Source organism: Actinoplanes couchii (genome assembly GCF_016862075.1).
GTDB lineage: Bacteria > Actinomycetota > Actinomycetes > Mycobacteriales > Micromonosporaceae > Actinoplanes > Actinoplanes couchii.
Genome location: NZ_BOMG01000118.1, coordinates 35,530 through 48,688, shown reverse-complemented (window position 1 = coordinate 48,688; position 13,159 = coordinate 35,530). Strand labels below are relative to the sequence as shown.

Below are 13,159 nucleotides of genomic sequence, written 5' to 3'. Positions count from 1 at the left end.
GGCGTCGTGTCCTGTCAGTGTGCGCCGGGACACACTACGATGGGTGATCGTGGACGGACACTGGGATACCGAGACACTGGAAGACGCCCTGGCCGTGCTGGGCGACCTGCCGCTGTGGATGCTCCCCACCGAACGCTGGAACCAGATCGGGACGATCCTCGACCGGATGGAGCGGGCCTTCACCGCCGGGGACGACGAGGAGCTGCGCCGGGCCACCACCGACCTCGAACTGTTCGGGCCGGTCCGGGTGAACCGGATCGGCACCCGCGAGGTCGACCGGCCGGACCCGTCGATCACCGAACGGCAGAACCGCCTGGTGAACGCGATCGGCGAGGCCCTGCCCAGCACGTCCGGCCGCGACCTCGGCGGTGGTGATGACCGGGTCACCCGCTGAGCAGGAGTTCATCGCCCATCTCTTCGCCCCGGCGGACGGGCCGCACGCCGGCACCGCCCGGGGTCAGCTCGCCGGGATCTGGTCCCGGTGCCGCACCGAACTGCGGATGACCGAACCGATCCGGGGTGTGCCCGCCGTGGACCTGCCCGGCCAATGGCCCGGAACCGGGCCCTTCCAGGTCGTCGCCGCCCAGCAGGACCTCGGCTCCGACAGGCAGGCCATTCTGCGGCGCAGCCACGACGTGCTCAACCTGTCGGTGGTGTTCGCGTGGCCGATCGGCGCGGGCCGGGAGCGGCTCGGCCCGGCCGTCCCGTTCGGCTGGACCGACTACCTGCGCTGGTGGGAACAGCTCACCGTGGACGGTGTCACGGCGATGCTCGGCACGGCGCTGATCCTGCAGGGCAAGACCCCCGCCCCGGACGCCGACCCGGTCACGCTCGCCGACGGGGCCCGGGCGGTTCTGCCGGCCACCTCCGGGGACTCGCCGGGCTGGTGGCGGTCCGAACGGCGTACCGGCGCGGGAATCGTCCTCTGGGAGATCTCGCCGCTCGGCGACGACCCGGACCGTCGCCTGGTCGTCCTGTCCGGTCTCGATCAGGACCGCGAACTCAGCGACCTGACCTGGTCCGACGGCAGTGTCACCATCCCGCCGCTCGGGCGCTATCTGATGCACGCCGCGAAACTGCGCTACGAGTCGCGGCTGCGCGGTGACGGCGCCGGCCTGCGCGCCCTGCACGACCAGGTCAGTGCGCACCTCGGCCCACCTGCCGGTCCCGCGGACCTGCTGGCCGGCGACGTGGAGACGGTGGCCGGAACCCTCCACGAACTGCGGAACCTGCTGCGTACGGCCGAGATCGCGGCCGCCAACATGTCCAAGGCGTTCACGCCCCGGCTGGACGGTGACGAGATCGCCGCGGCGGTTCTGGAACGGGTGCCCGACGACATCGCCTACCTGGAGAACCTCGCCAGGCGGCTGGACACGGTCCACGGTTCCCCGGCCGGTCCGTTCCGGTCGGTGCTGCGAGCCCCGGAGCCTCCTCCCGCACCCGTCGTCGCCGACCGGCTCGACCTGCGGATGTGCCTCGCGGTCGACATCGTCGCCTTCACCCGCCGGTCCGGGCCGGCCCGATCGCGCGCTCAGGAACGGCTCGTCGCGATCATGCGCGCGACGTTCGGCCGGTTGTCCCTGGACCTCGACGAGCTGCCCCGGCAGGGGCTCGGCGACGATCAGAAGGTCATCCTGCCGGCCGCCGAACAGTTGCATCTCGCGCTGCCCCGGTTCCTGGAGGCGCTGGTCCAGGAACTCGCCGCCGACAACGACATCTACCAGGACCGTATCCGGCTGCGCGCGTCGGCGGCGGTTGGCACGTTCGGTCCCGGAGCGATCGGTTTCAGCGGTGAGGTCGCCATCGAGGCCCATCGCCTGCTCGAGAGCTCCCAGCTGCGCAAGGCGGCCACGGCGAACCCCGGTGTGGACCTGGTGGCGGCGATCTCGGACATCCTGCACCGCTTCGTGATCAAAGAGGATTGGGCCCGGATGCCGCCCGGCACGCTCACCCCGTGCCGGATCGGCAACAAGGAGTACGCCGAACGGGCCTGGCTGTGGGTGCCCCAGGGTTGATGTGCACTGTGGAGGTGGATCGGTACAGTGGGTGACATCGAAGGAGGTGACCTTGGCGACTGTGTTCCGCCGCCGCCACGCTCAAGTCCCGCCACCGCCCCCCGAACCCGACGCCACTCCGGAAGACGCCTGGCGCACCCTGCTCCTGGTCGTCGAGTGGATCAAACACGCGGAGAGCAAGGCCGCCGCGACACTCGCCGCGGCCGGTGTCGCCGGTGGACTGCTCTACAGCCTGGTCAACACGGCCACCCCGCGCGGCCCGGTCCTCGTCGTCGTCGCCTCGCTCTGCGCGGCCACGATCACCGTCGTCGCCGTGGCCGCGTCGATGGCGCTGGTGCCCCGCCGCCGCTCCGGCCGCGACCCCGGGGGCCTGATCTTCTACCAGGGCATCGCCGACCGCTTCGGCACCGACGCCCCCGGTTTCACCAGGGCCTACACCGACCTGGTCACCGACCGGCCGGCGTTCCTGCACGCCTTGACCCGCCAGATCTGGGCCAACGCCAACGTGGCCGCCCGTAAGTACCGGGCCCTCAACGTCGGCGTCCTGTCCCTGGTCCCGGCCTTTCTGCTGCTGGCCGCCACCGCCCTGATCACCCTGCTCTCCCGGTGACTGCTGTCCGCGGTGGCCGCCCGGGGCGGAGAGATCGTCACGTCCCTGACCGCCCGGACCACCGCCAGTCCCCGAAACCTGGCCACCATCGGCGGCGAAGTAGCCGGTCGGAACAGACACCGCAAGATCAAGGCACGCGGGCAGCGGCCTGCTCGTTCGCCGGCCTTGCATACTCGGGTGTGTGATCGATGATGTTGCCGGCGTTCGGGAGGTCCGGGGGCGTCTGATCCGGGACCTGGCACCTGTCCCGGATGTGGCGGGTCTTCTTTCCGCTGTTCGTTCGGCTCGGACATTGCCCCGGGAAGGGGTCACCCGGAGCGGTATCCGGTACCTCGTTCACGGCGCCGGCTGCCGGATGGTCGCTGATGACGGGCGCGAGGTCGACGTTGATCTCGTTGTCGATCCGGCGACCGGTGAGCGGGTGGAGGCGTTCGACGCCTGGCGGGTTCGCTGGTTTCTTGACGAAGCGGCCGGTGACGGGCTGGATACCGCGGTGGTGAATGCGGCTTGCCGGAGGCTGGCTGTGGCCGGTTCGCTGCGGGAAGTGGTTCCCGGTCGGTGGTTCGCCCTCGGGCCGGACTGATGCGGCTATCGGCGGGGTCGGGAGGTTCCCAGCAGGAGGAAGCCGATCAGGAACGGGTAGATGACGCCTCGTTCGGTCAGGCCGATCAGGACTCCGGTTGACGTTGCCACGGTCAGGTAGAGCGCCAGCGACACGAAGCCGAGGATGCCGAGGATCACCAGGGTTCGGCCCAGGCGTTGGGAGATGCCGAGCTGCCGGTGTGCGCGGCCGAGCAGGATCGCCAGGGTGTTGCCTCCGCCGAAGGCTGCCAGCGCGCCCAGGCCGTGCCACAGCGAGTCCTCGTCGGAGCCGGGGAACAGCGCCACCAGGGTGCTGCCGACTGCCAGCACCGCTGCGGTGGTGACCAGGGCCAGGCGGCGTCCGGTCGGCAGTCCTCGCAGCATCAGGACACCTGCCAGGACAGCCAGGCCGAACAGGACGAAGCCGGTGTTCATCAGCCAGGCCAGGGGTGAGTACATGAACTGGCCGAGCACGGTTGCCGGGCCGTGCACTCCGAGGTTGCTGATGAAGTGGTAGGTGTAGCTGTACGGCGGGTCCGTCCACGCTGCCGCGGTGATGAACTCGGCGGTGAAGTAGATGCCCGCTCCGGCTGCCAGTGCGGTTCCTGCCGGGGTCTTGAGACCGTTCACGATGTCCTCCTGGATTCTCGGCTCGGGGGAAGACTGCGGCGGGGCGCTGACACGGGGCGAACACGGCGCTGTCACGGAGCGCGCGAGGATGTGGTGATGGACGGGACGGCACGGCTTCGGGTCACCCTGCTCGGGGGCTTCGCGGTGACGTACGGCGAAAAGGTCGTGTCTCTTCCGGGTCTGCGCTTGCGGGGGCTGGTCGTGCGGTTGGCCCTGGCCGGTGGGCGGCCGGTTCCACCCGATGATCTGATCGAGGCGATCTGGGGTGAGCAGCCGCCGGCCGGGGTCGCCGCTGCCCTGCACGCCCTCGGCAGCAGGCTGCGCCGCGCCTTGACCGAGGTGGGAGCTGATCCCGGCGTACTCACCCGGGTGGCCGGGGGCTATCGGCTGGCGGTGGATCCCCGCGACGTGGACTCGCTGCGGTTCGAGCACCTGGCCGAGGCCGGGCGGGAAGAGTTGTGGTCGGGTGGCCCGGGAGCCGCTCTCGCCGAGGCCGTCGGGTTGTGGGGTGGGGAACCGGGCAGTGTGCCCGAGGCGGTTGCGGCGGTTGCTCCGCTGGTGGCGAGTCGGCTGGCCCGGATGTCGGTTGAGGTGGTCCTGGACCTTGCGGAGACCGAAATTGCACAGGGGCGTGCGGAATCCGCCGTGGCCAGGCTGACCCGGTTGGTGGCGGAACCTGTGGTTCATGAGCGGGCGGCCGGGCTCCTGATGGACGCGCTCGCCGCGACCGGGCGGCAGGCCGGGGCGCTGGCCGTCCACGAGCGGGCCCGGCAATCCTTGGCCGACGATCTGGGCGCCGATCCGGGATCCGCCTTGCGGGAACGGCATCGGCAGCTGCTGCGACCCGGATGGCAGGCGGCGACCGGCTTCGTCGGCCGGGTCGGTGAACTCGCCCGGATCGGGATGCTGCTCACCACCGGACGCCTGGTCACCGTTCTGGGCCCGGGCGGCGCGGGAAAGACGCGGCTCGCGCGGGAAGCGGCCCGCCGACACCCCGAGGACGTCTGGTTCGCCGACCTCGGAGCGGTCGCGGAAGGGACGGAGTCCAAGGTCGCGGCGGCGGTGCTGGCCGGGATCGGGGTGCATGGTGGCGGGCGGCGGCCGACGCTCGACCTTCTCGCCGAGGAGCTCGCCGGACGGCCCGGGCTGCTGGTCGCCGACAACTGCGAGCACCTCGTCGACGCCGTCGCCGGGCTGGTCGTCGCGCTGCTGTACCGCTGCCCGGACCTGCGGGTGCTCGCCACCAGCCGTGCGCCGCTCGCGGTCGACGGGGAGACTCTCGTGCCCCTCGGGCCGCTGACGTTGCCCGTGGCGGGGGCCGGTCCGGACGAGGCACGCCGTACGGACGCGGTGGTGTTGTTCGCTGCGCGGGCCACAGCCGTACAACCGGAGATCGATCTTGATCTGCCGACGGTGATCGAGGTGGTGCGGCGACTGGACGGCATGCCGCTCGCGCTGGAACTGGCCGCGGCGCGGTTGCGGACGCTGTCGCTCGCCGAGTTGGCCGCCGGGCTCGCTGACCGGTTCGGACTACTCACCGAGGGTGACCCGGCAGCGCCCGAACGGCACCGCAGTCTGCACGCGGTCATCGCCTGGAGCTGAGAGACGCTCGGCGAACCGGAGCGCGTCGTCGCCGAGCGCATCGCCGTCCTGCCCGGCGGTGTCACCGCGGCCTCGGCGACCGCCGTCTGCGCCGGCACCGTCGTGCCCGCCGCCGACGTCCCGGACCTGCTCGCCGCCCTGGTCGACAGGTCGCTGCTGCAGCTCGTGCCGGAGTCCGGACGCTACCGGACCCTGGAGACCATTCGTGAGTACGGGTTGAGCCGCCTGACCGATAACGACGCCCGCGATCGAGCCGCGGCCCACTTCACTGAACTGGCGGCACGCTGGGATCCGGCCATGACCGCGATCGATGCCGAGTACGACAACACCCTCGCCGCCCTGCGCCACCTGTGCACGGTGCGGAACCCGGCCGGCGCGATCACGCTGGCGCTCGCCCTGACCTGGTACTGGCAGCGAACCGGCCGCCAGGACGACGGGGCCCACTGGCTGGAGCGGGCGCTGGCGATCCCCGGCGGCAGCCCGGGCCCGGAACGTGACTGTGCCGAAGCGGTCCTGCTGATCAACCGGGCCGCGACCCCGCCGGGCGCCCTCGGCCTGGCCCGGCGGCTGACCGGTCATGCGGAGCTACCGGCCCACCAGCGCGTGTTCGGCCCGATCCTGCTGTTCCTGACGGGCCACGGCGACGCGGTCACGCAATTCGGGGAGCTGGCCGCCGGCGACGACGGCTGGCTGTCCGGACTGTCCCACATGTTCCTGGCCGAGATCGCCGGCGACGCGGGTGACCCGGTCCGGATGCGCGCCCACGTGGACGCCTCCCTGGCCTGCTTCCACCGGGCGGGCGACGACTGGGGCCGAGCCGCCGTCCTGCCGATGCGCTCCCGGCTGCGCGACGATCTCGACGGCGCACTCGCCGACCTGGACGAGGCCGACACGCTGGCCGCCCGCTTCGGCACCCCGCACGTCAGTGACCAGCTGCTCAGCGACCTGCGCCGGATCGAGCTGCATCTGCGCCGGGGTGACACCGCCCTGGTGACGGCCACGGCGCGAGCGGCCCGGGCCCGGGCGGCACACGTGACCGGCCCGGCGGCCGGGACGCTGGCCCGGATCGCCGAGCTGGAAGCGAGCAGCCGCCCGGGCGAGGGCCGTTCACCTGCCTCGGAGCAGCGGTCGTAAAGCGAGTACCAGAAAACCGAGGGATTGCTCATAATTTTGCCATGACCTGCAACTTCACCCTGGCAGCCGACCGATGATCCCGAAGGTCCGGCTGCCCGCCGAGCGCCGGATGACCACCCTCGAAGTCCGCGCGGTGACACCGCTGTCCGACAGCTTCGTGCGCCTCACCCTCGGCGGGCCGGAACTGAAAAGCCTCGTCGTCACCGGCGGTGACCAGGCCGTCCGGCTGTTCTTCCCGCGCCCGGGCCAGCCCGGGCTGCGGATGCCGACCCGCGACAGCGAGGCCGGTCTCGCCCAGACGATCCTCTGGCCCAAATCCACGCGGCCGTACGTCCGGAACATGACCGTCCGGGCGGTACGCCCCGAGGTGGACGAGCTGGACATCGAGATCGCCGTGCACGGGGACACGCCGATGTCTACCTGGGTGCGATCGGCCCGGCCCGGTGACCCGGCCGGCATCTGGGACATGGGCGCCACCTACGACCCGCCCCCGGCGGGATCCTGGCAGCTGCTGGTGGCCGACGAGACCGCCCTGCCCGCGGTCGCCGCCATCCTCGAGGGAGCGTCACCCGGCCTGCGTGGCGAGGCTTTTGTCGAGGTGCCGTACGCGAGCGACGTACGCCCTGATCTGGTGGCCCCGCCCGGAGTCACCGTGCGCTGGTTCCCGCGTGACGGGGGAGCCGGCGCACTTGATGCGCTCCGGGCCGCGACCCTGCCCGGCGGGCCGTTCACCGCCTGGACCGCCGGCGAGTCCAAACTGGCCACCGGCGTGCGCAGGCACCTGGTCAACGACCGTGGGGTGGCGAAACGCGACATCGCGTTCATCGGTTACTGGCGGGTCGGCCGGTCCTCGCCGGGCTGACGGAGCAGTGGGTTGTCGCGGGTAGGGGTCACCGACGTCCCGGCCGGAATCTAGGGGTTTCCCGTACCCCGGGTTGCTAGAAATTCCGGTGAATGAACGAGGTGAAGGAGATGTCGGCGATCACGGCGATGTTGACCGGTGGCCCCTCCTGCGTTCCCGAGCCGAGCTGCGCTGCGAGGCGGTGGACCTCGCCGGGTAGTTCCGTCCGCCACCACCGCTGATCGCAGGGGAGCTGCCCGGTGTTCCGTCGTATCGCAGTCGTCAACCGTGGCGAGGCCGCCATGCGCCTCATCCACGCGGTGCGGGACCTGTCGTACGAGTCCGGCGTCCCGATCGAGGTGGTCGCGTTCTACACCGACGCCGACCGCGACGCCACGTTCGTGCGCGCCGCCGACACGGGTGTCGCGCTCGGCCCCGCCTCGGCCCGGCCCTACCTGGACCATGCCGTCCTGGAACGGGCCCTGATCGAGTCGGGAGCCGACGCGGCATGGGTCGGCTGGGGCTTCGTCGCCGAGGACCCGGCGTTCGCCGAGCTGTGCGACAGGCTCGGCGTCACGTTCGTCGGGCCGAGCGCCGAGGCGATGCGCCGGCTCGGTGACAAGATCGGCGCCAAGTTGATCGCCGAGGAGGTCGGCGTCCCCGTCGCGCCGTGGAGCCGGGGCGAGGTGGCGACCCTCGAGGACGCGCTGCGTGCCGGCGAGACGGTCGGCTATCCGCTGATGCTCAAGGCGACCGCTGGTGGCGGCGGTCGCGGGATCCGCAAGGTGGCCTCGGCGGAGGAGTTGGCCGACGCGTACGAGCGGACCAGCCAGGAGGCGCTGCGGGCGTTCGGTTCCGGCGTGGTCTTCCTGGAACGGCTCGTCACCGGCGCCCGGCACGTCGAGGTCCAGGTGATCGCGGACGGCGTCACCGCCTGGGCGCTGGGCGTGCGTGACTGTTCGGTGCAGCGCCGCAACCAGAAGGTCATCGAGGAGTCGGCGTCGCCGGTGCTGTCGCCGGAACAGACCATGCAGCTGAAGGAGTCGGCCGAGCGTCTCGCGACGGCGGTCGGCTACCGGGGCGCGTGCACCGTCGAGTTCCTGTACCACCCGGGCGACAAGCTGTTCGCGTTCCTCGAGGTCAACACCCGGCTCCAGGTCGAGCACCCGATCACCGAGATGACCACCGGGACCGATCTGGTACGCCTGCAACTGCACGTCGCGTCCGGTGGAACCCTGGACGGCGCGCGCCCGGCCGAGTCCGGGCACGCGGTGGAGGCCCGGCTCAACGCCGAGGACCCGGACCGTGACTTCGCGCCGTCACCGGGGCGTATCGCCCGGCTGGTGCTGCCCGCCGGGCCGGGCATCCGGGTGGACACCGGGGTCAGCGAGGGCGACACGATCCCCGCCGACTTCGACTCCATGATCGCGAAGATCATCGCGTACGGCCGGGACCGCGACCAGGCACTGGCCCGGCTGCGGCGGGCCCTCACCGAGACCACCGTGATCATCGACGGTGGCACGACGAACAAGAGTTTCGCCCTCGACCTGCTCGATCAGCCGGAGATCGTCGACGCGAGCGCCGACACCGGCTGGATCGACCGGGTCCGCGCCGAGGGCCGCCTCACCGGCAACCGGCACGCCACCATCGCGCTGATCGTGGCCGCGATCGAGGCGTACCAGGAGGAGGAGGCCGTCAGCACGCAGCGGTTGCTCTTCACCGCGCACGGCGGCCGCCCGCAGGTGCAGCACGACAGCAGCCGGCCCCTGGACCTGAAGCTGCGCGGCGCCGCCTACCGGGTCGGTGTCGCCCGGGCCGGCCTGAGCCGGTTCCGGGTCGAGGTCTCCGGCGGTGGCCCGGCCGTCGCCGCGGACGCCGAGATCGAGTCGTTCGACAGGCACAGCGGCCGGATCGAGGTCAACGGTCACCGTTTCCGGTTCGTCACCGCCACCCACGGCCTGATCCACCTGGTCGAGATCGACGCCACCAGCCACCGGGTCAGCCGGGAGGAGGGCGGCGTGGTCCGCGCGCCCGCGCCGGCGCTGGTGGTGGCCACACCGCTGGCCGCCGGTGACGAGGTCGAGGCCGGCGCGCCGCTGGTGGTGCTGGAGAGCATGAAGATGGAGACGGTGCTGCGGGCGCCGTTCCGGGCCCGGGTCCGGGAGTGCTCGGTGGCGGTGGGCAGCCAGGTCGAGACGGGCACCCCGATGCTGCGCCTGGAACCGCTCGCCGACGGCGCCGGGCCGGGAACCACCGGTGCCACCGCGGTCGTGGACGTGGACCTGCCGCGCCGGCCGGTGCCGCCGGCGGCCGCCGAGCGCTCCGGTGACGCGCTCCGGGATCTGCGCAACGTGCTGCTCGGCTACGACGCGAGCCCGGCCGACCGGGAGCGGATGCGCACCGGCCTGCTGGCGGCGCGTGCCGAGCTCGGGGACCGGGTGACGGCCGGGGAGATCGATCTGGTGAACGTCTTCGCCGATCTGCTCGAGCTGAGCCGTAACCGGCCGGGCGGCGACGCGGAGGCCGAACCCGGCAGCCCGGTGCACAGCTCACGGGAGTACTTCCACGGCTATCTGCGCAGTCTCGACGCCGAGCGGTCCGGGGTCACCGGGACGGTCCGCTCCACCCTGGACACGGTCTTCGCCTACTACGGCGTCGACTCGCTGGGACGTACGCCCGCCTTGGAATCCGCGGTGTTCCGGATCTTCCTGGCCCAGCAGCGGGTGGCGCTGGACGCCGGGATCGTCTCGTCGCTGCTGCGGCAGTGGCTGGCCGGGCCACCGCCGGTGGAGTCGCTCAGCGAGCGCGCGAGCCTGGTCCTGGAGCATCTGATCGAGGCCACCCAGGTACGTTTCCCGGCGGTGTCCGACCTGGCCCGCAGCGTGGTGTTCCGCTGGTTCACCCAGCCCGCGCTGCGCCGCAACCGGGCGGTCGCCTACAACGCGGTCCGGGCCGGCCTGCGCCACCTCGACGAGCATCCCGCCGCGCCGGACCGCCAGGAACGGATCCAGGCGATGGTCGCGGTCGCCGAACCCCTGGTCCGGCTGATCGGCCAGCGGATCACCGGGCCCGGCGAGGGTTACGCCCCGCTGCTGGAGGTGCTGACCCGCCGCTACTACGGCAACCGCGGTCTGTCCGGAGTGTCCGCGCGGGAGATCGCCGGCTGCCGGGTCGTCACCGCGGAGCACGCCGGACCGGCCGGGTTCACCCGGGTGGTCGCCACCGCCGCCGACATCGCCGCCCTGCCCGCCGCGCTCGACGCCGTCGCCGAACTGTCCACCGACGTGGCCGTCAGCAGCCTGGTCGCGGATCTGTACGTCGCGTGGGCCGGGCAACCGGACGCGGACGCGATGGCGGCCCAGCTGGGCGAGTCGCTCGCCGGCCGGGAACTGCCCGCCGCGGTACGCCGGATCACCACCACCGTGGCCGGCAGCCGCGGGGCGGTCATGCACCATCACTTCACGTTCGAGCGTGTCGGCGCCACCTTCGTCGAGGACCGGCTGATCCGGGGCCTGCATCCGCAGATCGCCCAGCGCCTGCAACTGCACCGGCTCCGCGACTTCGACCTGTCCCGGCTGCCGTCGGCCGACGAGGAGATCTACCTCTTCAAGGCGGTCGCCACCACGAACCCGGCCGACGCGCGGCTCGTCGCGATGGCCCAGGTCCGTGACCTGACCCCGGTGCTCGACGGGGACGGCCGGCTGGTCGCGCTGCCCTCGGTGGAGAACATGATCACCGGCTGCCTGGACGCGATCCGTACCGTGCAGGCCCGCCAGCCGCAGCACAAACGCTTCGACACCAACCGGATCGTCGTCTACGTCTGGCCGCCCAGCGAGCTGACCACCGCCGAACTGGCCACGCTGCTGCGCCGTGTCGTACCCGCCACCACCGGCGCCGGCCTGGAGGAGATCCAGGTGCTGACCCGGCGGCGCGGCGAGGGCGGCGAGCTGACCGAGTCCGCGGTGCGGATCGTGTTCGGCGCCGACGGGACGCCCCGGCTGGACGTGGGCAAGCCGTCGGCCGAGCCGGTGCAACCGCTCGACGAATACCGGCAGAAGGCGCTGCGGGCCGCGCGGCGGGGCAACGTCTACCCGTACGAGCTGGTCGATGCCATCGCCGGCCCGCGGGGCACCTTCATCGAGCACGACCTCGACGCCGGCCACTGCCTGGTCCCGGTCGACCGGCCGAAGGGCCGCAACACCGCGGCCATCGTCGCCGGTGTCGCGGTGACCCGCACGGTCCGCTGCCCGGAGGGCGTCACCCGGGTGGTGCTGCTCGGTGACCCCACCAAGTCGCTCGGTGCGCTGTCCGAGCCGGAGTGCCGCCGGGTCATCGCCGCGCTGGACCTGGCCGAGCGCAGGCAGGTGCCGCTGGAGTGGTACGCGTTGTCGTCGGGTGCGCGGATCTCGATGGAGTCGGGCACCGAGAACATGGACTGGGTGGCGGCCGCGCTGAAGCGGATCGTCGAGTTCACCCAGGACGGCGGCGAGATCAACATCGTGGTCGCGGGGATCAACGTGGGCGCCCAGCCGTACTGGAACGCCGAGGCCACCATGCTGATGCACACCAAGGGCATCCTGGTGATGACGCCCGATTCGGCGATGGTGCTCACCGGCAAGCAGTCGCTCGACTTCTCCGGTGGCGTGTCGGCCGAGGACAACTTCGGCATCGGCGGCTACGACCGGGTGATGGGCCCGAACGGCCAGGCCCAGTACTGGGCGCCGAACCTCACCGCGGCCCGCAACATCCTGATGGCGCATTACGACCACACGTACGTGGTGCCCGGCGAGACCAGCCCCCGCCGCGCCATCACCGCCGACCCGGTCGACCGGGACGTCACGCTCTTCCCGCACAAGATCGAGGGCATCGACTTCACCACGGTCGGCGACATCTTCTCCGCCGAGCACAACCCGGACCGCAAGAAGCCCTTCGACATCCGTACGGTGATGCGTGCCGTCTGCGACCAGGACCACCCGGTCCTGGAGCGGTGGGCGGGCATGGCCGACGCGGACACGTCGGTGGTGCAGGACGTCCACCTCGGTGGCCTCCCGGTGTGCCTGGTCGGCATCGAGTCGCGCGCCGTGCCGCGGCGGGGGTTCCCGCCCACCGACGGCCCCGACACCTACACCGCGGGCACCCTGTTCCCGCGCTCGTCGGCGAAGACCGCCCGTGCCATCAACACGGCCTCCGGCAACCGCCCGCTGGTCGTGCTGGCCAACCTGTCCGGTTTCGACGGCTCACCCGAGTCGATGCGCAACCTCCAGCTGGAGTACGGCGCGGAGATCGGCCGGGCGATCGTCAACTTCCGGGGCCCGATCGTGTTCTGCGTGATCTCCCGCTATCACGGTGGCGCGTTCGTGGTCTTCTCCAAGGCATTGAACCCGAACATGACGGTCCTGGCCCTGGAGGGCTCGTTCGCCTCGGTTCTCGGCGGCGCGCCCGCCGCGGCGGTGGTGTTCTCCGGCGAGGTCGACAACCGTACCGTCGCCGACCCCCGCGTCCGTGATCTCCAGGCCGGGCGTCCCGCCGCCGGTGGGGGAGCCGAACGTGCCGAGCTCAGCGCCCGCCTGGCCGAGACGCGGGCGGCGGTCCGGGCCGAGAAACTGGGCGAGGTGGCCGCCGAGTTCGACCGTGTCCACAGCATCCGCCGGGCCGTCGAGGTCGGCTCGGTCGACGCGGTCATCCGTGCTGCCGAGCTGCGGCCCCGCATCATCGAGGCGATCACGAGGTGACCGCCTCGGCGGT

The 13,159-nt window shown here is 71.9% G+C and carries 9 protein-coding genes; 8 read left to right on the top strand and 1 reads right to left on the bottom strand.

The window, feature by feature from the left end:
- Positions 1–43 precede the first annotated feature (43 nt).
- From Aco03nite_RS47075 to Aco03nite_RS54930, 4 genes are all read left to right on the top strand, one after another.
- Complete coding sequence (locus tag Aco03nite_RS47075; RefSeq protein ID WP_203808686.1) at positions 44–394, top strand: CATRA system-associated protein; 351 nt, start codon at positions 44–46, stop codon at positions 392–394.
- Positions 375–2,015, top strand: coding sequence for a CATRA conflict system CASPASE/TPR repeat-associated protein (locus tag Aco03nite_RS47070; protein WP_203808684.1), 1,641 nt, complete (start codon positions 375–377; stop codon positions 2,013–2,015). The genes Aco03nite_RS47075 and Aco03nite_RS47070 overlap by 20 nt, the downstream gene beginning before the upstream one ends.
- A gap of 61 nt (positions 2,016–2,076) precedes the next feature.
- Positions 2,077–2,625, top strand: a complete 549-nt coding sequence (locus tag Aco03nite_RS47065; protein ID WP_239146011.1) for a Pycsar system effector family protein — start codon at positions 2,077–2,079, stop codon at positions 2,623–2,625.
- Positions 2,626–2,806: 181 nt separating this feature from the next.
- Positions 2,807–3,208 carry a DUF6896 domain-containing protein gene (locus tag Aco03nite_RS54930; protein WP_373872696.1) on the top strand — a complete coding sequence of 134 codons (402 nt, stop codon included), beginning with the start codon at positions 2,807–2,809 and terminating at the stop codon, positions 3,206–3,208.
- Between the two features lie 5 nt (positions 3,209–3,213).
- On the opposite strand, the gene Aco03nite_RS47055 is transcribed toward Aco03nite_RS54930, so the two are convergent.
- The gene (locus Aco03nite_RS47055; RefSeq protein ID WP_203808679.1) at positions 3,214–3,837 is read right to left on the bottom strand and encodes a DUF998 domain-containing protein; all 624 of its coding nucleotides are present in this window, start codon (positions 3,835–3,837) and stop codon (positions 3,214–3,216) included.
- Between the two features lie 96 nt (positions 3,838–3,933).
- On the opposite strand from Aco03nite_RS47055, the gene Aco03nite_RS47050 reads away from it, so the two are divergent.
- From Aco03nite_RS47050 to Aco03nite_RS47035, 4 genes are all read left to right on the top strand, one after another.
- A complete protein-coding gene (locus tag Aco03nite_RS47050) occupies positions 3,934–5,439 on the top strand; it encodes an AfsR/SARP family transcriptional regulator (protein ID WP_203808677.1) in 1,506 nt (501 codons plus the stop codon).
- Between the two features lie 102 nt (positions 5,440–5,541).
- Positions 5,542–6,573 (top strand): hypothetical protein, encoded by a 1,032-nt coding sequence (locus Aco03nite_RS47045; protein WP_203808675.1) that lies wholly within the window; start codon positions 5,542–5,544, stop codon positions 6,571–6,573.
- Positions 6,574–6,646: 73 nt separating this feature from the next.
- Complete coding sequence (locus Aco03nite_RS47040) at positions 6,647–7,435, top strand: siderophore-interacting protein (RefSeq protein WP_203808673.1); 789 nt, start codon at positions 6,647–6,649, stop codon at positions 7,433–7,435.
- A gap of 239 nt (positions 7,436–7,674) precedes the next feature.
- Positions 7,675–13,146: an ATP-binding protein gene (locus tag Aco03nite_RS47035; protein WP_203808671.1), complete on the top strand. Its 5,472-nt coding sequence runs from the start codon at positions 7,675–7,677 to the stop codon at positions 13,144–13,146.
- The last annotated feature ends 13 nt before the right edge of the window (positions 13,147–13,159 follow it).